At 64.9% G+C, this 22,204-nt stretch carries 20 protein-coding genes and 1 riboswitch; of the genes, 15 read left to right on the top strand and 5 right to left on the bottom strand.

The genetic code is table 11. The features are described 5' to 3' along the window. Positions 1-18: 18 nt before the first annotated feature. From hrcA to ISP25_RS04630, 7 genes are all read left to right on the top strand, one after another. Complete coding sequence (hrcA, locus tag ISP25_RS04660) at positions 19-1,080, top strand: heat-inducible transcriptional repressor HrcA (protein ID WP_192157189.1); 1,062 nt, start codon at positions 19-21, stop codon at positions 1,078-1,080. An 82-nt stretch (positions 1,081-1,162) separates the two neighbouring features. Further along, entirely contained in the window at positions 1,163-1,687 is a 525-nt protein-coding gene (gene grpE / locus ISP25_RS04655) for a nucleotide exchange factor GrpE (RefSeq protein ID WP_192157191.1), read from the top strand. A gap of 122 nt (positions 1,688-1,809) precedes the next feature. Further along, entirely contained in the window at positions 1,810-3,726 is a 1,917-nt protein-coding gene (gene dnaK / locus ISP25_RS04650; protein WP_404612011.1) for a molecular chaperone DnaK, read from the top strand. A gap of 124 nt (positions 3,727-3,850) precedes the next feature. Next, positions 3,851-4,429, top strand: coding sequence for a TMEM175 family protein (locus ISP25_RS04645; protein WP_404612009.1), 579 nt, complete (start codon positions 3,851-3,853; stop codon positions 4,427-4,429). Further along, positions 4,426-5,547 carry a molecular chaperone DnaJ gene (gene dnaJ, locus ISP25_RS04640; RefSeq protein ID WP_192157197.1) on the top strand — a complete coding sequence of 374 codons (1,122 nt, stop codon included), beginning with the start codon at positions 4,426-4,428 and terminating at the stop codon, positions 5,545-5,547. Before ISP25_RS04645 ends, dnaJ begins: the two co-directional genes overlap by 4 nt. 45 nt (positions 5,548-5,592) lie before the next feature. After that, entirely contained in the window at positions 5,593-6,390 is a 798-nt protein-coding gene (gene dapB, locus ISP25_RS04635; protein WP_404612007.1) for a 4-hydroxy-tetrahydrodipicolinate reductase, read from the top strand. Between the two features lie 44 nt (positions 6,391-6,434). Then, a riboswitch (yybP-ykoY riboswitch) is annotated at positions 6,435-6,624 on the top strand. Positions 6,625-6,642: 18 nt separating this feature from the next. Beyond that, on the top strand, positions 6,643-7,647 hold the full coding sequence (locus tag ISP25_RS04630) for a sodium:calcium antiporter (protein ID WP_404612005.1): 1,005 nt from the start codon (positions 6,643-6,645) through the stop codon (positions 7,645-7,647). Positions 7,648-7,654: 7 nt separating this feature from the next. Here ISP25_RS04630 and ISP25_RS04625 read toward each other — a convergent pair whose 3' ends face one another. Next, positions 7,655-8,350, bottom strand: a complete 696-nt coding sequence (locus tag ISP25_RS04625) for a 2OG-Fe(II) oxygenase family protein (protein WP_404612003.1) — start codon at positions 8,348-8,350, stop codon at positions 7,655-7,657. Positions 8,351-8,565: 215 nt separating this feature from the next. Here ISP25_RS04625 and carA point away from each other — a divergent pair, with 215 nt between their 5' ends. The 5 genes from carA to ISP25_RS04600 all read left to right on the top strand — a co-directional run bounded on the left by carA (position 8,566) and on the right by ISP25_RS04600 (position 15,219). Further along, on the top strand, positions 8,566-9,708 hold the full coding sequence (gene carA / locus ISP25_RS04620; protein ID WP_192157205.1) for a glutamine-hydrolyzing carbamoyl-phosphate synthase small subunit: 1,143 nt from the start codon (positions 8,566-8,568) through the stop codon (positions 9,706-9,708). A 1-nt stretch (position 9,709) separates the two neighbouring features. Next, positions 9,710-12,937, top strand: a complete 3,228-nt coding sequence (gene carB, locus ISP25_RS04615; RefSeq protein WP_192157207.1) for a carbamoyl-phosphate synthase large subunit — start codon at positions 9,710-9,712, stop codon at positions 12,935-12,937. Then, positions 12,934-13,413: a transcription elongation factor GreA gene (greA, locus tag ISP25_RS04610; protein ID WP_192157209.1), complete on the top strand. Its 480-nt coding sequence runs from the start codon at positions 12,934-12,936 to the stop codon at positions 13,411-13,413. Before carB ends, greA begins: the two co-directional genes overlap by 4 nt. Positions 13,414-13,483: 70 nt before the next feature. Beyond that, positions 13,484-14,689, top strand: a complete 1,206-nt coding sequence (locus ISP25_RS04605) for an MGDG synthase family glycosyltransferase (protein WP_404612000.1) — start codon at positions 13,484-13,486, stop codon at positions 14,687-14,689. 53 nt (positions 14,690-14,742) lie between these two features. Further along, a complete protein-coding gene (locus ISP25_RS04600; protein WP_404611998.1) occupies positions 14,743-15,219 on the top strand; it encodes a hypothetical protein in 477 nt (158 codons plus the stop codon). 170 nt (positions 15,220-15,389) lie between these two features. Here the strand turns inward: ISP25_RS04600 and ykgO are convergent, their stop codons facing one another. The 4 genes from ykgO to ISP25_RS04580 all read right to left on the bottom strand — a co-directional run bounded on the left by ykgO (position 15,390) and on the right by ISP25_RS04580 (position 19,136). Beyond that, positions 15,390-15,515: a type B 50S ribosomal protein L36 gene (ykgO, locus tag ISP25_RS04595; RefSeq protein ID WP_007080705.1), complete on the bottom strand. Its 126-nt coding sequence runs from the start codon at positions 15,513-15,515 to the stop codon at positions 15,390-15,392. Between the two features lie 62 nt (positions 15,516-15,577). Continuing rightward, positions 15,578-16,492 (bottom strand): LysR substrate-binding domain-containing protein, encoded by a 915-nt coding sequence (locus ISP25_RS04590; RefSeq protein ID WP_192157215.1) that lies wholly within the window; start codon positions 16,490-16,492, stop codon positions 15,578-15,580. 294 nt (positions 16,493-16,786) lie between these two features. Beyond that, a complete protein-coding gene (locus tag ISP25_RS04585) occupies positions 16,787-18,805 on the bottom strand; it encodes an oxidoreductase (RefSeq protein WP_404611996.1) in 2,019 nt (672 codons plus the stop codon). A gap of 73 nt (positions 18,806-18,878) precedes the next feature. Continuing rightward, positions 18,879-19,136 (bottom strand): acyl-CoA-binding protein, encoded by a 258-nt coding sequence (locus tag ISP25_RS04580; protein ID WP_192157219.1) that lies wholly within the window; start codon positions 19,134-19,136, stop codon positions 18,879-18,881. A 99-nt stretch (positions 19,137-19,235) separates the two neighbouring features. Here ISP25_RS04580 and cmk point away from each other — a divergent pair, with 99 nt between their 5' ends. The 3 genes from cmk (at position 19,236) to ISP25_RS04565 (ending at position 22,141) form a co-directional block, all read left to right on the top strand. After that, positions 19,236-19,916, top strand: a complete 681-nt coding sequence (cmk, locus tag ISP25_RS04575) for a (d)CMP kinase (RefSeq protein WP_192157221.1) — start codon at positions 19,236-19,238, stop codon at positions 19,914-19,916. A 169-nt stretch (positions 19,917-20,085) separates the two neighbouring features. Next, positions 20,086-21,759, top strand: coding sequence for a 30S ribosomal protein S1 (gene rpsA / locus ISP25_RS04570; RefSeq protein ID WP_192157223.1), 1,674 nt, complete (start codon positions 20,086-20,088; stop codon positions 21,757-21,759). Between the two features lie 79 nt (positions 21,760-21,838). After that, positions 21,839-22,141: an integration host factor subunit beta gene (locus ISP25_RS04565; protein ID WP_404611993.1), complete on the top strand. Its 303-nt coding sequence runs from the start codon at positions 21,839-21,841 to the stop codon at positions 22,139-22,141. Positions 22,142-22,204: the final 63 nt, after the last annotated feature.

The following is a 22,204-nucleotide window of genomic DNA, read 5'->3' as shown; positions in this document are numbered from 1 at the left end:
CACCGATTGCTACTGCGCATGTCCCGTCTCCACTCCCATGAACTCGATGCACGCACCCGGCGCCTGCTGCGCAGCCTGATCGCGCAGTATCTGGTCGATGGCGAGCCGGTGGGGTCGCGCACGCTGTCGCGATCGTCGGGTCTGGACGTGAGCCCGGCGACCATCCGCAACATCATGGCCGACCTCGAGGAGGCTGGCCTGGTCGCCTCGCCGCATACTTCGGCGGGGCGTATTCCCACGCCGCGCGGCCTGCGCCTGTTCGTGGACAGCCTGATCGAATTGCAGCCGTTGCCGCACGAGGAAATGGCTCGCCTGCAGCGTGAATTGCCGCCGGGGCAGACCACCACACGCGACCTGTTGGGCAATGCCTCGGCCCTGTTGTCGGCGATGACCCGTTTCGCCGGCGTGGTGACCGTACCGCGACAGGTGGATTTCCCGCTGCGCCACCTCGATTTCGTGCCGCTGCCGGACGCACGGGTGCTGGTGATCCTGGTGTTTTCCGACAACCAGGTGCAGAACCGCGTGGTGCAATTGGCCAAACCGTTGGAGGGTCGCGAGCTGGAGCAGGCGGCGAACTACATCAATACCCATTTCGTCGGCCTGCGCGTGGACGATATCCGCGCCCACCTGCTGGCCGAACTGCGTGCCGCAGGCAGCGAGCTGAACCGGCTGGTGGCGAATGCCACCGAGCTGGCCACGGCCTCGTTCGCGCCACACGCCGACGGCGACGACGTGCTGGTCAGCGGGCAGACCAACCTGATGGCTTGCGCCGAGCTGGCCGACCTGCAACGACTGCGCGAGCTGTTCGAAGCGTTCCAGCAGAAGAACGGGCTGCTGCAGTTGATGGAGTCGTGCGCGCGGGCGCCCGGCGTGCGGCTGTTCATCGGCGAGGAATCCGGTTTCGCCGCGCTCGACGGTTGCAGCGTGGTTACCGCCAGCTATGGCACGCCGGGGCGGGTGCTGGGCGCGGTGGGCGTGATCGGCCCCACGCGCATGGCCTATGAGCGGGTGATCCCGGTGGTGCAGGCCACCGCCGGGCTGCTCAGCGATGCCTTGAATCGAGCCGCGACGGCCTCATAAGTCGCCACGGGAGCGGGTTTGCCCGCATTTTTTGGATGGGTCGGCGCAGATGGCCGGCCACGGACGAGGTTTGGAGTCACTCATGCAGAACAACGACCAGCACCCGGCACCGGACGCCGATGCCGTCAGCGCGGCGAACAGTGCCGACGTGGAAGCGCTAAAGGCTCGCGTGGCCGAACTGGAGGCGGAAAAGATCGAGCAGCGCGAGTCCGTGCTGCGGGAGAAGGCCGAACTGGAAAACCAGCGCCGCCGTCTGCACCGCGATCTGGAACAGGCCCGCCGCTTCGCCAACGAGAAGCTGCTGAACGAGCTGCTGCCGGTATTCGATGGCCTGGAAGGCGGCCTGGCGGTGGAAACCGCCGATGTGGCGGCGATGCGCCAGGGTCTCGGCCTCACCCTGAAGTCCCTGCTCAAGGTGGGCGAGAACCATGGCCTGGCACAGGTCGATCCGCTGGGTCAGCCGCTCGACCCCGAACGCCACCATGCAGTGAGCATGGTCGAGTCGCCTGGCGCGGAGGCCGGCACCGTGGTCAGCGTGCTGCAGAAGGGCTATGTGTTGAACGATCGCCTGCTGCGCCCCGCCCTGGTGGCCGTGGCGAAGGACTGAACAACGCGTCACCGGACGCGACACATCCGGAGCTCCGTCGGTATTGATTCGCCGTACGCGGGCCCCATCTGGAAAACCATTGCGCGGCCATGGGGCCGCATACGAGATTCGGGAGCTAACACATGGGCAAGATCATCGGCATCGACCTGGGTACCACCAATTCCTGCGTGTCCGTGATGGACGGCAGCACCACCAAGGTCATCGAGAATTCGGAAGGCGATCGCACCACGCCGTCCATCGTCGCCTTCAGCAAGGACGGCGAGGTGCTGGTCGGCGCGCCGGCCAAGCGCCAGGGCGTGACCAACCCCAAGAACACCTTCTATGCGGTGAAGCGCCTGATCGGCCGCAAGTTCACCGACGCCGAAGTGCAGAAGGACATCCACATCGTGCCCTACGCCATTGTCGCCAACGACAACGGTGATGCCTGGGTGGCGACCGCCGACGGCAAGAAGATGGCGCCGCCGGAAGTCTCCGCGAAGGTGCTGATGAAGATGAAGAAGACCGCCGAGGACTATCTCGGCGAGCCGGTCACCGAGGCTGTCATCACGGTGCCCGCCTACTTCAACGACAGCCAGCGCCAGGCCACCAAGGACGCCGGCCGCATCGCCGGTCTGGAAGTGAAGCGCATCATCAACGAGCCGACCGCGGCCGCGCTGGCTTACGGCCTGGACAAGAAGGGCGGCGATCGCAAGATTGCGGTGTACGACCTGGGCGGCGGTACCTTCGACGTGTCGATCATTGAGATCGCCGAGGTCGACGGCGAGAAGCAGTTCGAAGTGCTGGCCACCAACGGCGATACCTTTCTCGGTGGCGAAGACTTCGACATGCGCGTCATCGACTACCTGGTCGAGGAGTTCCAGAAGGACCAGGGCATCGACCTGCGCAAGGATCCGCTGGCCCTGCAGCGCCTGAAGGACGCCGCCGAGCGCGCGAAGATCGAGCTGTCCTCGTCGCACCAGACCGAGGTGAACCTGCCGTACGTGACGGCCGACGCCTCCGGCCCCAAGCACCTCAACATCAAGCTCACCCGCGCCAAGCTGGAAGCGCTGGTGGAAGACCTGGTCAAGCGCACCATCGAACCCTGCCGCACCGCGCTCAACGACGCCGGCCTGCGCGTGTCCGACATCGACGAGGTGATCCTGGTCGGCGGTCAGACCCGCATGCCCAAGGTGCAGGAGTCGGTGAAGGACTTCTTCGGCAAGGAGCCGCGCAAGGACGTCAACCCGGATGAGGCCGTCGCTGTGGGCGCCGCGATCCAGGGTGGCGTGCTGGGCGGTTCGGTCAAGGACGTGCTGCTGCTCGACGTCACCCCGCTGTCGCTGGGCATCGAGACCATGGGCGGCGTGATGACCAAGCTGATCGAGAAGAACACCACCGTGCCGACCAAGGCGGCGCAGACGTTCTCCACCGCCGACGACAACCAGACCGCAGTGACCGTGCACGTGCTGCAAGGCGAGCGCGAGCGCGCCAACGCCAACAAGTCGCTGGGCAAGTTCGACCTGCAAGGCATCGAGCCGGCGCCGCGCGGCATGCCGCAGATCGAGGTGACCTTCGACATCGACGCCAACGGCATCCTGCACGTGTCGGCCAAGGACAAGAAGACCGGCAAGGAGCAGAAGATCGAGATCAAGGCGGGTTCGGGCCTCTCCGAGGAGGAGATCGCCCGCATGGTGGCCGACGCCGAAGCGAACAAGGAAGAAGACAAGAAGTTCCACGAGCTGGTGAGCACCCGCAACAAGGCCGATCAGCTCGTGCACGCCACCCGCAGCGCGCTGAAGGAACACGGCGGCAAGGTCGGCGCGCAGATCGGCAGCATCGAAGAGGCGCTGTCGGAGCTGGAAAAGGTCAAGGACGGCGATGACAAGGCGCTGATCGAGTCGAAGATCTCCAAGCTCGAGCAGGCTGCCCAGGCGCTGCAGGAGGCCGCCCAGGGTCAGGGCCCGGCCGATGCGGGTGCGCAGCCCGGCCCGCACGGGTCGGCCCAGCCCGACGACGTGGTCGATGCCGAGTTCACCGAAGTGAAGGACGACAAGAAGTAACCGTACCTAGAACCGGAACGGGCGCCGCGCGAGCGGCGCTCGTTTTTGAAAGTGCGGCCAAGGTGGCGCCCGTTTGACTTTCGCGTTCATGGATGAGCGCACAAGCTTTCTCGAGGGGAAGGTGATGGACAAGGGGCGCCTGGAAGCCTTCAGCGACGGTGTGCTGGCCATCATCATCACCATCATGGTGCTTGAGCTGAAGGTGCCGCACGGCGCAGGCTGGGACGTGCTGGCCGCGCAATGGCCGGTGTTCCTCAGTTACGTGCTGAGCTTCGTCTACGTGGGCATCTACTGGAACAACCACCACCATTTCCTGCATGCGGCGAAGCGGGTGGACGGCAGCGTGCTGTGGGCCAACCTGCATCTGCTGTTTTGGTTGTCCCTGATGCCGGTGACCACGGGGTGGATGGGCGAAAACCAGTTCGCCCGGTTGCCGGTGGCGGTCTACGGTTTCGTGTTGCTGATGTGCGCCATCGCCTGGCTGCCGCTGCAATACGGCCTGATCTGCGCCAACGGCGGCAAGACCTCGCTGTTGGCGCAAGCGGTGGGTGGCGACTGGAAAGGCAAGGTCGCCGTCGCCATGTATCTGGGTGGCATCCTGCTGGCCTTCGTGGCGCCGTGGGTGTCGTGTCTGTTTTATGCCACGGTGGCAGCGATCTGGTTCATTCCTGATCGGCGCATCGAATCGCGGATCAAGCAATGAGCAAGCGTGATTACTACGAAGTCCTGAGTGTCGAACGTACCGTCACCGAGGTCGAGCTGAAGAAATCCTTCCGCCGCCTGGCGATGAAGTACCACCCCGACCGCAATCCCGACGATCCCGCGGCGCAGGAGAAGTTCAAGGAGGCCAAGGAGGCCTACGAGGTGCTTTCCGACGCGCAGAAGCGCGCCATGTACGACCAGTACGGACATGCGGCCTTCGAGGGCGGCATGGGCGGCCGCGGTGGCGGCGGTTTCGGGGACATGGGCGACATCTTCGGCGACATCTTCGGCGACATCTTCGGCGGTGGGCGCAGTCGTCAGCCGCGACGCGGCGCAGACCTGCGCTACATCATGGAACTCGACCTCGAAGAAGCCGTGTTCGGCATCGAGCGCAAGATCGAGATTCCGTCACAGGTCAACTGCCACCACTGCAACGGCAGCGGCTCGGACGATGGCAAGACCACGCAATGCAAGACCTGCCACGGTCACGGCCGCGTGCGCATGCAGAACGGCATCTTTTCGATCCAGCAGGCCTGTCCGCATTGCGGCGGCAGCGGCCAGGTCATCGAGAAGCCCTGCAAGAAGTGCCACGGTGAAGGCCGGTTGGAAGAAACCCGCACGCTGTCGGTGAAGATCCCCGCCGGCGTGGACAACGGCGACCGCATCCGCCTTACCGGGCAGGGCGAAGCCGGCCCGGCAGGCACGCCGGCGGGCGACCTCTATGTGGAAGTGCGCGTGCGCGAGCATTCGATCTTCCAGCGCGAGGGCAACGATCTTTACTGCGAAGTGCCGATCCGCTTCTCGCAGGCGGCGCTGGGCGCGGAACTGCCGGTGCCCACGCTGGAAGGCGAGGTGCCGATCACCATTCCGCCGGAGACGCAGACCGGCCAGAGCTTCCGCTTGCGCGGGCGTGGCGTGAAGTCGGTGCGCAACGGCCGCGCCGGGGACCTGATCTGCCGCGTGGTGGTGGAGACCCCGGTCCGCCTCACCAAGCAGCAGCGCGAATTGCTCGAGCAGCTCGAAGCCAGCTTCAACGACGGCAAGGCCGAAGAACACATGCCGCGCGCGCACAACTGGTTCGACGGCGTGAAACAGTTCTGGTCGAAGGTGACTTCGTAAGCTAACTTTGGACGTCCGTTTGCCGTTTCTGCCGGGATGTCCATCATGACCAGTTCGCCGATCCGCCTCGCCATCAGCGGCGCCTCCGGCCGCATGGGCCAGGCCTTGCTGTCGCTGTTGCATGCCGATGGCCGGTACGAGCTGGCGCATGCGGTGGTGTCGCCGGGCTCGGTGCATGACGGCGAGCCCGTCTGGCTGGGGCAGGGCCTGCGCTATGCGCACGATTGGTCGCGCGCGCCTGTCCTCGACGTGGTGGTCGACTTCAGCGGTCCCGTCGGTCTGGCGGCAGCGCTGGACCATTGTCTCGCGCACGGCATTCCCCTGGTGAGCGGCACCACCGGACTCGACGCTGCCCTGCTGGCACGACTGGACGCCGCCGGGGCACGCATCGCGCTGCTGCGCGCGGCGAACTTCAGCCTGGGCGTGGCACTGCTGACGCGTCTGCTGCGCGAGGCCGCTGCTGCGGTGCCGGAATGGGATCTGGAAATCGTCGAAGCCCATCATGGGCGCAAGCAGGATGCGCCTTCGGGCACAGCGCTGGCGCTGGGGCAGGCTGCTGCTGCTGCGCGCAGCACCACACTGGAAGCCGCGGCGGTATACAGCCGCGAAGGTCGCACGGGCGAACGCGTTCCCGGAAGCATCGGTTTTGCCGTGGTGCGCGGAGGCGACATCGTAGGCGAGCATCAGGCGCTGCTGGTGGGGCCGGGCGAGCGGCTGGAGCTGGGGCATCGTGCGACCGACCGCACGATCTTCGCCCGTGGGGCGCTGCAGGCGGCACGGTGGCTGATCGGTCGCGCCTCCGGACACTGGCGGCTGGAAGACGTGCTCGCTCCGCCGGTTTGACCACGCAAAAACTTGCCATGTCCAGCGGTGGTCGCTAGCATCGCCAGCCTGTCATTGGGGAGTAGCCAGCCTCTTCCCCGAGGCGTTCGCATCAACAGACTTGGTTGCCCTCGCGGCGCCATGGTGCGAACGGTAGGCGTCGCCTTCGACGCCTTGCCCGGCGAGACCTTTGGCCAGCGATGCGTTCACCCGGCCGGGCGAACGCGTGTCGTTGCGCCATGGGTTCACCTGTTCGCCCGGCCTGTGCATCCCATGCTGCTTATCCTCATCCTGTTCTTTGCCTCGGCGGGCGCGATCTATCTCGCCTGCGAATACTTCGTCAATGGCGTCGAATGGCTGGGTCGCAGGCTCAAGCTAGGCGCCACGGCTACCGGTACCGTGCTGGCTGCGTTCGGCACCGCCCTGCCGGAGAGCGCCGTCACCTTCGTCGCGGTCGTCTTCGGCAAGACGCCTGCAGTGCGTGACATCGGCGTGGGTGCGGCGATGGGTGGGCCGCTGGTATTGGCCACCATCGCCTATGCCGTGGTCGGTGTCGCGTTGTGGCTGCATCGCAGGCGCTTGCAACGCACTGACGGGCTGGTGCGGGTCGATCATCGACGGCTGGCCCGCGACCAGGGATGGTTCCTGGCGATCTTCGCGCTCAAGGTCGGCCTTGGCCTGGTGGCTTTTGCCTTCAAGCCTGCGTTCGGCGGGGTGTTCCTGCTGGCCTATGCACTCTACGTGTGGCGCGAAGTGCGCAGCGGGGACACGGCACCCGTTGAAGAGGAGCTGGAGCCGCTTAAGTTGCGCCCGGGTCAGGCGGAGCCCTCGTTGGCGTGGGCGCTGCTGCAAACGGTGGCCGCGCTCGTGGTGATCGCGGCGGCCTCGCGTGTGTTTGTGGGCCAACTGGAAGCCATCGGCGTATTGCTCGCCTGGCCGCCGCATCTGGTGGCGCTGGTGTTGAGCCCGGTGGCGACCGAGTTGCCGGAGACGCTCAATGCGCTGATCTGGGTGCGCCAGGGCAAGGAGCGTTTGGCGCTGGCCAACATCTCCGGCGCCATGATGATCCAGGCCACCATCCCCAGCGCGCTGGCGATCTTTGCCACGCCCTGGCTGTTCGATACACCGCTGATCGTGTCCGGCGCGCTCACTGCCACCGCCATTGCTTACCTATGGTGGCTCTTCCGGCGCGGTCGCGCGGACGCGCGCCGGCTGTTGCCCGTAGGTTTGCTGTATGGCGTGTTCGCCGCCTATGTGATCTGGCATTTCACCCGCTGAGGGGTGATCAGTCCCGGTGCGCGGCGTTGCGGTCGCGGCCGGCGCCGTACTGCGTGTCCAGCTTGCCGAACAGCTTCTTGAACAGGCGAGAGAACTTGCCGCGCTTGGTCTTGCGCAGCTTTTCCTCCTCGCTGGTAAGCCAGGCCACCTGGATCACCCGGCGCTCGCCCTCGTAGGGCAGGTGGCCATGGAAGGAGTTGTCGCAGCGCTTGAACACGGCGAACTCGCCGTACAGCGGCGGCAGCTCGGGTGCCACGGTGGAGTCGATATCGTCGATCTTGCCCAGGAAGCGCAGGCAGCCATCGCTGGTGTCGGGCCACTGCGGGTTGAGGTAGAGCAGGGCAGTGGCCACCTTGGACTTGCTGTCGGTGTGGATGGTGCCGTGGCGCTTGTTGAGCAGGCGGCACAGCGTCACCAGGGTCGGATATTGGCCGAGATTGTCGATGCCCAGTTTTTTGCCAACCAGGGTGGCGAAGTCTGGCGTGGTGAGTTGTTCGACTAGTGCATTGATCGTAGGGCCGCAATCGGCCGGATCCCACGGGAAGAAGCCGGCGCTGGGGTAGCGTGGGAAATCGCGACCCAGGTCACCGCGCGCGTCATCGGGCAACTGGCCATGGGCCACCATGAAGGGGAACGGCTCTCGCTGCACCAGCGTGTCCGGGCGATCGAAACGTGCGGCATCGAGCAGGGCGTCCGGACTCATGGTTGGGCCTTAGCTTCCTTGGGAAAACGTCCTGGCAGTGTAACGTCGTGAGGAGTTGTGACGTTGACGAGAGTGCGAGATCTGCCTCTGCCAAAGTGGACAGCAAGCGCCTTGACGCCTATCATTGTTACCCGCCCGAACGTCCTCCCCTCCAAGGTTCTCAAGCCTGCTTTTCGCGGCTTGCGGACTTTGCTGCACCTGAAAGGCGGTTCCCCATGCCCATTCCTGCTCTGCTTGCCCTCGAAGACGGCAGCGTGTTCCACGGCCACGCCGTGGGCGCCACCGGCGAAACCGTCGGTGAGGTGGTTTTCAACACCGCCATGACGGGGTACCAGGAGATCCTCACCGATCCCTCGTACTCACGCCAGCTTGTCACTCTTACCTATCCGCACATCGGCAATACCGGCATCAATGCTGAGGACGCCGAGTCCACTGCCGTGCATGCCGCCGGCCTGATCGTGCGCGACGTGCCGCGCCGCGCCAGCAACTGGCGCAGCAGCGAAACTCTGCCGGATTACCTGAAGCGCCACGGCATCGTCGCCATCGCCGGCATCGACACACGCCGGCTCACCCGCATCCTGCGCGACAAGGGCGCGCTCAGCGGTTGCATCCTGGCCGGCGAGACGATCGACGCCGAGGCCGCGCTGGCGAAGGCGCGCGCCTTCCCCGGCCTCAACGGCATGGACCTGGCCAAGGTGGTCAGTGTCACCCAGTCGTATCCGTGGAACGAAGGGGTCTACGACCTCGACCACACCCGCTTCAACCAGCCAGCCAGGCGCTTCAAGGTCGTGGCCTACGACTTCGGCGCCAAGCACAACATCCTGCGTCTGCTGGCCGAGCAGGGCTGCGACATCACCGTGGTGCCTGCACAGACGCCTGCCGCCGAGGTGCTGGCCGTGAAGCCCGATGGCGTGTTCCTCTCCAACGGTCCCGGCGACCCGGCCGCTTGCGATTACGCGATCGCCGCCACCAAGGTTTTCCTTGACGCGAAGATCCCGCTGTTCGGCATCTGCCTCGGCCACCAGATCATGGGTCTGGCGCTGGGCGCGAAGACGCTGAAGATGAAGTTCGGCCACCACGGTGCCAACCATCCGGTGAAGGACATGGACGACGGCCGCGTGCTGATCACCTCGCAGAACCACGGCTTTGCCGTCGACCCGGCCACGCTGCCGGGCAACGTGCGCGTCACCCACACCTCGTTGTTCGACGGTTCGCTGCAGGGCTTCGCGCTCACCGACCGTCCGGCCTTCTGCTTCCAGGGGCACCCGGAAGCGAGCCCTGGACCGCACGACATCGGTTATCTCTTCGACAGGTTTGCAAAGATGATGTCCGACAAGCTGATGCAGGAGGCCCGCTGAGATGGCCAAGCGTACCGATATCAAGAGCATCCTCATCATCGGTGCCGGCCCGATCGTCATCGGCCAGGCCTGCGAGTTCGACTACTCCGGCGCGCAGGCCTGCAAGGCGCTGAAGGAAGAGGGTTACCGCGTCATCCTGGTGAACTCCAACCCCGCCACGATCATGACCGACCCGGAGACGGCCGACGCCGTCTACATCGAGCCGATCAACTGGCAGACGGTGGAGCGCATCATCGCCAAGGAGCGCCCGGATGCGGTGCTGCCCACCATGGGCGGACAGACCGGCCTCAACTGCGCGCTCGACCTCGCCGACAACGGCGTGCTGGAGAAGTACAACGTCGAGCTGATCGGTGCGTCGCGCGAAGCCATCCGCATGGCCGAAGACCGCGAGCTGTTCCGCGTCGCCATGAAGGAAATCGGGCTGGAATGCCCGAAGGCCGAGGTGGTCCGCACGTTCGAGCAGGCGCTGGTGACGCAGGCGAAGGTGGGGTATCCCACCATCATCCGTCCGAGCTTCACGCTCGGTGGCTCCGGCGGCGGCATCGCGTACAACCGCGAAGAATTCGAAGAGATCGTCAAGCGCGGACTCGATCTTTCGCCGGTGGGCGAAGTGCTGGTCGAGGAATCCGTGCTCGGCTGGAAGGAATTCGAGATGGAAGTGGTCCGCGACAAGGCGGACAACTGCATCATCGTGTGCTCGATCGAAAACCTCGACCCGATGGGCGTGCACACCGGCGACTCGATCACCGTCGCGCCGGCGCAGACGCTCACCGACAAGGAATACCAGCGCCTGCGCGATGCCTCGATCGCGGTGCTGCGCAAGATCGGCGTGGACACCGGCGGCTCCAACGTGCAGTTCGGCATCAATGCCGAGAACGGCCGCGTGGTGGTCATCGAGATGAACCCGCGCGTGTCGCGTTCGTCCGCGCTCGCCTCCAAGGCCACCGGCTTCCCGATCGCCAAGATCGCGGCGAAGCTGGCCGTGGGCTACACGCTGGACGAACTCAAGAACGACATCACCGGCGGCCTGACCCCGGCGTCGTTCGAGCCGACCATCGACTACGTGGTCACCAAGATCCCGCGTTTCGCGTTCGAGAAGTTCCCGTCGGCTGACGCGCGCCTCACCACCCAGATGAAGTCGGTGGGCGAGGTGATGGCGATGGGTCGCACTTTCCATGAGTCGCTGCAGAAGGCGCTGCGAGGACTGGAAATCGGCAAGACGGGCCTCAACCCGACCGGTCTGGATTTGACCTCCGACGAAGGCATCAACGCGCTCAAGCGCGAGCTGCGCGAGCCGCGTCCGGATCGCGTCTTCCATCTGGCTGACGCGTTCCGCGCCGGCCTGTCCCTGGAAGACGTATATGGCCTCAGCCGGGTCGATCCCTGGTTCCTCGCCGCCTTCGAAGACATCGTGCTGACCGAGAAGGAAGTGCAGCAGCAGGGCGTCACCGCGCTCGACGCGCCGCGCATGCGCGAGCTCAAGCGCATGGGCTTCTCCGACGCTCGCCTGGCCGAATTGCTCGACACCAACGAAGCCGCCATGCGCCATCTGCGTCGCACGCTTGGCGTGCGTCCGGTCTACAAGCGCGTGGATTCCTGCGCGGCTGAATTCGCCACCACCACGGCCTACATGTACTCGACCTACGAGGAAGAGTGCGAAGCCAACCCGACCAACCGCGACAAGATCATCGTGCTGGGCGGCGGTCCCAACCGCATCGGTCAGGGCATCGAGTTCGACTACTGCTGCGTGCACGCGGCACTCGCGCTGCGCGAGGACGGTTTCGAAACCATCATGGTCAACTGCAATCCGGAAACCGTTTCCACCGACTACGACACCTCCGACCGCCTGTATTTCGAGCCGCTCACGCTCGAGGACGTGCTGGAAATCGTGGATCTGGAAAAACCCAAGGGCGTGATCGTGCAGTACGGTGGCCAGACGCCGCTGAAGCTTGCACGTGCGCTTGAAGCTGCCGGCGCGCCAGTGATCGGCACGTCGCCGGACAGCATCGATCTGGCGGAAGACCGCGAGCGCTTCCAGCAGATGATCGAAAAGATCGGCCTGAAGCAGCCGCCGAATCGCACGGCACGCACGCCGGAAGAAGCGCTGGCCTCGGCGCGCGAGATCGGCTATCCGCTGGTGGTGCGCCCGAGCTACGTGCTCGGCGGCCGCGCGATGGAAATCGTCTATAGCGACGCCGATCTTTCGCGCTACATCCGCGACGCGGTGCAGGTGTCCAACGATTCGCCGGTGCTGCTGGACCGCTTCCTCGATCATGCGGTCGAGGTGGACGTGGACATCATCGCCGACGCCGAAGGCAATGTGCTGGTCGGCGGCATCATGGAGCACATCGAGGAAGCGGGCGTGCATTCGGGCGACTCTTCCTGCTCGCTGCCGCCTTACTCGTTGACACCGGAGGTGCAGGACGAGATGCGTCGCCAGGTCACCGCGATGGCGAAGGAACTGAAGGTCATCGGCCTGATGAATACCCAGTTCGCCATCCAGGGCGACACCGTGTTCATCCTCGAAGTGAACCCGCGCGCCTCGCGCACGGTGCCGTTCGTATCGAAGGCCACGGGTGTGCCGCTCGCCAAGATCGCCGCGCGTGCCATGGCTGGACGTTCGCTCAAGGCGCAGGGCGCGACCAAGGAAGTGATTCCGAGCTACTACTCCGTGAAGGAAGCGATCTTCCCGTTCCTGAAGTTCCAGAACGTGGATCCCATCCTCGGCCCCGAAATGCGCTCCACCGGCGAGGTGATGGGTGTGGGCCGCAGCTTTGGCGCAGCCTTTGCCCGCGGCCATGACGCCGCCGGCATCAAGACCCCGCCGAAGGGCAAGGTGTTCGTGTCGGTGCGCGACGCGGACAAGGATCGCCTGCTGCCGGTGGCGCGCGAGGCGCTGGCGAAGGGCTTCAGCCTGGTCGCCACCGAAGGCACGGCGAAATACCTGGCCGAGCAGGGCGTGGCCTGCGAGCGCATCAACAAGGTGGCCGAGGGCCGCCCGCACATCGTCGACCTGATCAAGAACGGCGAGATCGTTTATATCGTCAACACCACCGAGGGCAAGCAGGCCATCGCCGACTCGTTCTCGATCCGGCGCGAGGCCCTGCAGCAGCGCGTCACGTACTCCACCACCGTTGCAGGCGCGCGTGCGCTGGTCCATTCGCTGGACTTCCACAACAGCGCGGATGTGCACAGCCTGCAGGAACTTCACAAGGAATTGAGCGCATGAGCAATCGCGCCCCCATCACCAAGGCAGGGTCGGAACGCCTGCGCGCCGAGCTGGACAGGCTGAAGTCGGAAGATCGCCCGCGCATCATCGCGGCCATCGCCGAGGCGCGTGCGCACGGCGATCTGAAGGAGAACGCGGAATACCACGCCGCGCGCGAGCTGCAGAGCTTCATCGAAGGCCGCATCGGCCAGCTCGAGGCGCTGCTTTCCACCGCGGAGGTGATCGACGTGTCGCGCCTCAACCCGGGCAGCAAGGTGGTGTTCGGCGCCATCGTGGACCTGGCGGACGAAGACAGCGGCGCCGAGGTGACCTACCAGATCGTGGGCGACCTCGAAGCCGACATCAAGCAGGGCCTGATCGCAGTGTCTTCGCCGATCGCGCGCGCCCTGATCGGCAAGAGTGAAGGTGACAGTTTCGAGTTCACCGCACCGAACGGCGTCAAGCATTACGAAATCACAGGCGTGCGCTATTCCTGAATGCTAGGCTGCGGGTTTGTGCGAAACGGCTGGCCACCGAGGTGGCCAGCCTGGCAAGCCAACCGGGGGCGTGGCCGCTCCCGCCGACGGTCACCTGACAACGGTCCGCCCCATGCCGCAGCAGAAAATCCTGTTTCTCAGCGTTTCCGCCGGAGCAGGCCACATGCGGGCCGCCGAGGCCCTGCGCCTGACCGCCGAAGCGGTGCTGCCGCATGTCGAGACCCGGCACCTGGATGCGATGGACTACGTGCCGTCCGCATTCCGCAAGCTCTATACCGATTTCTACATCACGCTGATAAGCAGTTACCCAACCCTGTGGGGGCTGCTCTACCAGCGCAGTTCGGAGGCCGATCCGAATGGGCCGATGCAGAAGCTGCGGCGGGCCATCGAGCGGCTGGGCACGGGCGATCTGCGCAAGGCGATCAATGCGTTTGCGCCGGACGCCATCGTCTGCACGCACTTCCTTCCCGCCGAAATGCTGATGCACGAGATCCGGCGCGAGCGCTTCACGGTGCCAGTGTGGGTCCAGGTCACCGATTTCGATTTGCATGGCATGTGGGTGATTCCGCGCATGACGGGCTTTTTTGCCGCCAGCGATGAGATCGCTTTCCGCATGCAGGCCAACCATATCGAGACGGAGCACATCCACACCACCGGCATTCCGGTGATGCCGGCGTTCACCCAGCCGCAGGACCGCCGGACCTGCGCCGGGCGCTTCGGCCTGGACCCGGCGCGGCAGACGATCATGCTGATGGGCGGCGGTGCCGGGGTCGGCAAGCTCGATGAGGTGGCTGCCACCCTGATGCGGCTCGAAGGGGACTTCCAGCTCGTCGTGCTGGCCGGGCGCAACGAGGCGGCGCTGGCCAAGTTGAAGTTGCTTGCCGCGGAACATCCGGGACGCCTGTTCCCATTCGGCTTCACCAATGAAGTGCCGCAGCTGATGGCCTGCTCGGACCTGGTGATCACCAAGCCGGGCGGGCTGACCACGTCAGAGTGCCTGGCGATGGGCGTGCCGATGGTGGTGTATGCGCCGGTCCCGGGCCAGGAAGAGCGCAACGCGGACTATGTGCTGGAGCAGGGGGCGGCGTTGAAAGCGATAGATCTGGTTTCGCTCGAATACCGCGTGCGCCAGCTGCTGGCCGAGCCCCAGCGCCTGGCGCGGATGCGCGAGCATGCACGTCGCCTCGGCCAGCCGCAGGCGGCGCAGTGTGTACTGCAGATCGTGCAGGCCGAACTCGAAGGCCGGCGGCCAGTAACCGGGTCAGTGGAGCATTGAGCGTGCGCCAGATGGATCAACGATTCCTGCATGCAGGAGAAGACTCTGTTTCCATGCGTCCGCTGGTGCTGGTGCTGACCTTGGGTTGGACCGTGCTGCTGGCTTTCTTCTTCGCAAACGTGGAGATCCAGATCGAAGGCGCCGCCGGCTGGGCGGCGAACCTGCCGACCTGGCGCATCGAGCATCACTGGCTGCTGGATATCTTCTGGGGCGGCCGGCCCATGACCGGATATCACGCATGGCTGTTTCCCTGCATGGGGCTGTTTTTCCATTTTCCGCTGATCTTCGCCGGCCGCTGGAACTGGCGTGCCGAGGCGCGCGTGTTCGCCTGCATCATGCTGTTCTGGATCACCGAGGACTTCCTGTGGTTCGTGCTGAACCCGGCCTATGGCGTAGCGCATTTCGCGCCGCGCTATATTCCATGGCATATCCACTGGTGGGGACCGGCACCCAGTGATTACTGGGTGTCGTTGTCCATATCCGCGGTGTTGTTCTGGTTGTCGTGCCGGCGACCGAAGTTGAAGGCCTGAAGAACGGGCGGTCTGCCTTCCTAGCTCCCGCCTCGTAGTCGGGAACAAAAATATCGCCGAGAGCGATTTTTGACATCGCGCTAGCGCTGGCCGAAAGGTGGCTGCCAGGGATGCGGCCACAAAAAAGGCCGCATCGACGCGGCCTTTCTTATCGACACGTCATGCTGTGCTCAGCGCTGACGAGCCTTGAAACGCGGATTGCTCTTGCAGATCACGAACACCTTGCCGCGACGACGCACGATCTTGCAGTCGCGGTGCCGCGCCTTGGCGGACTTCAACGAGTTAAGCACCTTCACGGCGAGCTCCTGATACCAAACGGAAAAAATCAGCGGGCAAGTATAACCTGCTGAATCGTCAGTCACAAGTTGCCGGAATCGCGGGCGAATTCGTCCACCGTGGACAGGAATTGCGTCAGCACCGGCGATGCCTCGTCGGCTCTGCTGGCGACGGCCAGCAGGAGTTCGGCGCCGTGGTCGGCCAGCGGCACGTAGCTGACCCCTGCTAGATGCACCGCGCGCATCGTCGCCGGCACCAGCGCCACACCCAGGCCGGCGGCCACCAATGCCAGCAGGCCGCTGACCTGTTGGGCCTGCTGCACCGTGCGGGGCTGGAAACCGGCGGCGTTGGCCAGCGTGGTGAGCTTGTCGTGCAGGGTGGCGGCCATCTCGCGTGGCTGCGTGACGAAGGCCGCCCCGGCCACTTCGCTCATGTGCAGCCTGTCGCGGGCGGCCAGCGGATGGCTTGATGGCAGGGCGAGCATCAGTCGCTCACGGTCGATCATGCGCAGCCGCAGTTTGCGGGCGTCTTGCAGGTGGCGGGGTTCGGTGCGCACGAAGCCGACGTCGATCTCGTTGGCCAGAAGGGCGGCGAATTGCGGCGCGTTGTTCATTTCACGCAACTGGACGTCCACGCCTGGCGCCATCTGGCGATGGCGCAGCAAGGTACGGGGCAGGGCGGGGTGGAACGATACCGACAACGTGTAAGCCAGCCGCAGCTGGCCGCTGTGGCCGGCTGCGGCATCAGCGGTTCGAGTGCGAGCCAGCTCGGCCTGGGCGAGGATCTGGCGTGCTTGCTCAAGGAAAACCTTGCCGGGCTCGGTCAGCGCCACCTTGCGCTTGCTTCGTTCCAGCAGCAGGACGCCGAGGTCCCGCTCCAGGGCTTGGATCTGCTGCGAGAGCGGGGGCTGGGAGATGTGCAGGCGGAGCGCCGCGCGCGTGAAGCTCAATTCCTCGGCGACCGTGACGAAGTAGCGCAGCTGGCGGAAGTCAAACATATAGGGATCGCATATAAATATCGATCCAAATATATATTGGATACTTGAATGTGTCGCTCATAAAATGCCCCCGTCCCACCATCCTCCCCCCTCCCCCGATGGTGGCGACCCACGCCTCGCGGCGACGCTGGATTCGAACGGCCATCCCCCTCCCTGGCCTCTTCGATGCGTCGCACTGCGAGGCGTTTTTTTGGGTGGCGTTCTTGCGCGATCGATCCATGACCGCGAAGAGCTAACGGGCGGCTACTCATGGCCGCACTTTCAAATTTTCCTCGCGACCGCCTTTGCTTACGCTCAGAGCTGGCCGGCCAGTCGTGTTCCCTGGTCGATGGCCCGCTTCGCATCGAGTTCGGCAGCCACGTCGGCACCGCCAATGAGGTGCGCCGTCATGCCCATCCTGGCCAGTTCGTCGGCCAGGCGGCGATCCGGCTCCTGGCCGGCGCAGATCACCACGTTGTCGACGGGCAGGAGTTGCGGCTGGCCATCGACGGTGATGTGCAAGCCTTGGTCGTCGAAACGTTCGTAGCCAACCTGGCCCAGCATGGTCACATGCTTTGCCTTCAATGTGGCGCGGTGCACCCAGCCGGTGGTCTTGTTGAGTCGTGCGCCGGGGCGGCCTTCACTGCGCTGGAGCAGCCAGACTTGGCGCAGCGGCGCTTCCGGTTGCGGTTTCAGCAAGCCGCCACGGTGCGACTGCCGGATGTCCACGCCCCATTCGCGCGACCAGCGCTCCACGTCGGTGGCGGGGGAGGGTTGATGTTCGACCAGGAATTCCGCCATGTCGAAGCCGATGCCGCCGGCACCGATGATCGCCACGCTTTGCCCGATCGGCCGGTTGTGTGCCAGCACGTCGAGGTAGCCGAGGACGCGCGGGTCATCACTGCCTGGAAACCGCACCTTGCGCGGCATCACGCCAGTGGCGATCACTACTTCGCTATAGCCGGCTGCCTTGAGCGAGGCGGCATCGGCCAACTGGCCTAGCTTCAGCTCGACGCCTGCATCGGCAAGACGATGGCGAAAGTAACGCAGGGTTTCGTGGAACTCTTCCTTGCCGGGAATCCGCTTGGCGTAGTTGAACTGGCCACCGATTTCCGCGGACTTGTCGAACAGGGTAACCGCATGGCCGCGTTCGGCCAGTGTGGCGGCGCAAGCCATGCCGGCGGGGCCTGCGCCGACCACGGCGATGCGCTTTGGTTGCTCTGTTGGCGCGACCACCAGCTCGGTTTCGTGGCAGGCGCGCGGATTGACCAGGCAACTGGCGCGCTTGTTCTGGAACACGTGGTCGAGGCAGGCCTGATTGCAGGCGATGCAGGTGTTGATGTGCTCGCTGCGACCAGCCCTGGCCTTGTTCGCCCATTCGGGGTCGGCCAGCAGCGGACGTGCCATCGAAACCATGTCCGCGTCGCCTTCGGCCAGCACACGCTCGGCCACTTCGGGCATGTTGATGCGGTTGGTGGCGATCAGCGGAATGGAAACTTCGCCCCTGAGCTTTTTCGTCACCCACGCAAAGCCGGCTCGCGGCACGCTGGTGACGATGGTTGGCACGCGCGCTTCATGCCAGCCGATGCCTGTATTGATGATGCTGGCGCCGGCGGTTTCCACGGCCTTGGCCAGAGTGACGATCTCATCCCAGCTTTGGCCGCCTTCGACCAGGTCCAGCATCGACAGCCGGTAGATGATGATGAAGTCGCGGCCTATCGCCTCGCGCGTACGGCGCACGATTTCCGCGGGCAGGCGCATGCGCCGTTCGGCGTCCCCGCCCCATGCGTCGTTGCGCTTATTGGTGCGGGCAGCGATGAACTGGTTGATGAGGTAACCCTCCGAACCCATCACCTCGACGCCGTCGTATCCCGCCTCGCGGGCAAGCTCGGCGCTCCGTACGAAGTCGCGGATGGTGCGTTCTACGCCTCGCGCCGAGAGCGCCTTTGGCGTGAAGGGGGTGATCGGCGACTTGATCTTCGATGGCGCCACCGACAACGGGTGATAGCCATAGCGCCCCGCATGCAGGATCTGCATGCAGATGCGGCCGCCTTCGGCATGCACGGCGTCGGTGAGTCTGCGATGGCGCGCCACGTGCCAAGGCATCGAGAGGCGGCCGCCGAACGGCTTCAACCAGCCGCGGATACTGGGCGCGATGCCACCGGTGACCATCAGGCCCACGCCGCCGCGGGCGCGTTCGGCGAAATAGGCGGCCAGCTTGTCGTAGTCGGCCGCCTTGTCTTCCAGGCCGGTGTGCATCGAACCCATCAGGATGCGGTTGGGCAGGACGACGTGGCCCAGATCGAGCGGGGCGAACAAATGGGGATAGTTCATGGCACGACCGTGTTCAAACGATCGTATGAATGTGCCTGTTGCCACACTCGGACGCAAGCGGCACCTGCATGGTTCAGGCCTGCAGCTGATCCACCAGTGCGATATAGCGGCGCATTGCCTCGTCTTGCGGCAGGCCACGCAATTGCGCCCATGCCTCGTGCTTGGCGGTGCCCACGAAATCGAAGAACCCGGGCTGGTCGCCGTGCGCGTCGCCCTCCGAACCCTGTTTGTACAGCGCGTACAGCTTGAGCAGGGTGTCGTTGTCGGGGCGGTAATCCAGCCGTTTCACGGCCTCGGCGGCCTGCTCGAATGCGTGGCGGAGATCGTTCATGGCGGATCGGCGGGGGAATGGCCCGGAATTTCGCCATGGTACGCGATGCCGCTGGGGCTGGCGCGATACCATGCCCGTCCCGTTTGATCAGGAGCTGCCATGAGCCGAACAGCCGCCGTCCCCGTGTTGACCATCGACGGTCCCTCGGGCTCTGGCAAGGGCACGATCAGCCGGCGCGTGGCCGAGCATCTGGGCTGGCGGCTGTTGGACTCCGGCGCGTTGTACCGGGCGGTGGGCTATGCCGCTGGGGCAGCGGGTCTGGATCTGTCCGATGTCGAGGCGGTGACCCGCTGCGCGCAGACCACCAAGATCCGTTTCCAGGCCAGTGCCGATGGCAGCGATACCCACATCCTGGTCAACGGCCATGACGCCACCGCCGAACTGCGTACCGAAACCGCCGGCGCGGCAGCCTCCGCGATCGCCTCGATTGCCCCGGTGCGGCAGGCCTTGGTGGAGCTGCAGTTGGGCTTCCGCAAGCAGCCGGGCCTGGTCGCCGACGGGCGTGACATGGGCACGGTGATCTTCCCCGATGCCCCGTTCAAGGTGTTCCTTACCGCCAGCGCCGCCGAGAGGGCCAAAAGGCGCTATAAGCAGTTGAAGGAAAAGGGGCTCAGCGTTACACTGTCGAGTCTGCAGCGCGAGATCGAGGCGCGTGACCATCGCGATGCGTCGCGTTCGGTCGCGCCGCTCAAACCCGCGCCGGAGGCCGTACTGGTGGACACCACCGGCATGGGTATCGACGAGGTCGTCGCAAAAGTTCTTGCTGTCGTGCAGCCCTGAACGGGTTGTGCGGCGGTTTTCGTTCCCCGGTCAATGACGTCCGGGGCTCAGCCATGGTGACGAGGCGTGCCCCGCAAGGGCGCTCCGAAGGCACCCCAACCGGTGGGCCGTTGCCGTTGCGTTTCCAGTCCGGAGCGCCGCAACCGTCCTTTCCCATTCTGGAATCAACATGACCGAAAGTTTTGCCGAACTGTTTGAACAGAGCCAGCAGGCCATCGCCAAGCTGAAGCCCGGCGCCATCGTCACTGGCATCGTGGTGGAAATCCGCAACGACGTCGTCGTGATCAACGCGGGCCTGAAGAGCGAAGGCATCGTCCCGATCGAGCAGTTCAAGAGCGAAGACGGCACCCTCGAAGTGAATGTCGGCGACCACGTGAAGGTGGCCCTCGAAGCGCTCGAGGACGGCTTCGGCGAAACCAAGCTGTCGCGTGAGAAGGCCAAGCGTTCGATGGTGTGGGACGACCTCGAAGAGGCGTTCGACAAGGAAGAGACCATCAAGGGCATGATCTCCGGCAAGGTCAAGGGCGGCTTCACCGTCGACATCAAGGACGTCCGCGCCTTCCTGCCTGGCTCGCTGGTCGACGTGCGCCCTGTGCGCGAACCGACCTACCTCGAGGGCAAGGAACTCGAGTTCAAGATCATCAAGCTCGACCGCAAGCGCAACAACGTGGTGGTCAGCCGCCGCGCCGTCGTCGAGACCGAGTTCTCCGCCGAGCGCGAGCAGCTGCTGGAGCGTCTGGTCGAAGGCGCCATCATCAAGGGCGTGGTCAAGAACCTCACCGACTACGGCGCGTTCGTGGATCTGGGCGGCATCGACGGCCTGCTGCACATCACCGACATGGCGTGGAAGCGCGTGCGCCATCCGAGCGAAGTCGTCAACGTCGGCGACGAGCTGGAAGTGCGCGTGCTGAAGTTCGACAAGGAGCGCAACCGCGTCTCGCTGGGCCTGAAGCAGCTGGGCGATGATCCGTGGGTGAACATCTCGCGTCGTTACCCGGTGGGTTCGCGCCTGTTCGGCAAGGTCTCCAACGTCACCGACTACGGCTGCTTCGTCGAGATCGAGCCGGGCGTCGAAGGTCTGGTCCACGTGTCCGAGATGGACTGGACCAACAAGAACGTCAATCCGGCCAAGGTGGTGCAGGTCGGCGACGAGACCGAAGTGATGGTGCTGGACGTGGATGAAGAGCGTCGCCGCATCTCGCTGGGCATCAAGCAGACCCGCTCGAACCCGTGGGAAGCGTTTGCCGCCATGCACAAGAAGGGCGACAAGGTTTCCGGCCAGATCAAGTCGATCACCGACTTCGGCGTGTTCATCGGCCTGGACGGTGGCATCGACGGCCTGGTGCACCTGTCCGATATCTCCTGGCAGATGTCCGGCGAAGACCTCGTGCGCAACTTCAAGAAGGGCGACGAGATCGAGGCCGTGGTGCTGGCTGTCGATCCGGAGCGCGAGCGCATTTCGCTCGGCATCAAGCAGATGGAGCAGGATCCGTTCGGCCAGTTCATGGGCAACAACCCGCGCGGCACCATCGTCACCGGCACGGTGAAGGAAGTGGACGCCAAGGGTGCGGTGATTGACCTGGGCGAGGGCGTGGAGGGTTACCTCCGTGCCAACGACATCGCCAAGGAGCGCATCGACGACGCCACCCAGCACCTGAAGGTGGGCGACAAGGTCGAGGCCAAGTTCACCGGCATGGACCGCAAGGGCCGCCAGCTGTCGCTGTCGATCCGTGCAAAGGACGAGGAAGACGTGCAGGAAGCGCTGGCCGAGTACTCCTCGGCGGCCGGTGGCACCACCAAGCTCGGCGCTCTGCTCAAGGAGCAGATGAACAAGGCCGACTAAGGCGTTGCAAGAATGGCCCGGGGCGGCATGAGCCGCCTCGGGTCAGCAGCGCAGCAACACATTCGCGGACTGGGGGAACATGACCAAATCCGAATTGATCGAGGCGCTGGCCAGGCGCCAGACCCATCTTGCGTTCGCCGATGTCGAGTTGGCGGTCAAAAGCGTGGTCGAGCAGATGAGCCAGGCGCTGTCGCAGGGCGAACGCATCGAGGTGCGTGGTTTCGGCAGCTTTGCGCTGCATTACCGGCCGCCTCGCATGGGACGCAATCCGAAGACCGGCGATTCCGTGGCGTTGCCCGGCAAGCATGTGCCGCACTTCAAGCCCGGCAAGGAGCTGCGCGAACGCGTCAACCTGCGGCTGGAAGAAGCCACGACCGGCTGAGGCGGAACGCCAAGTGAGTTCATGAAGGCAGGTAGGCGCGAGCCGATCCTGCCTTTTTGTTTT

The sequence above is a fragment of the Rhodanobacter hydrolyticus genome, assembly GCF_044904645.1.
The sequence above is the reverse complement of the archived record's forward strand: the minus strand, read 5'-3'. Positions and strand labels throughout refer to the sequence as shown.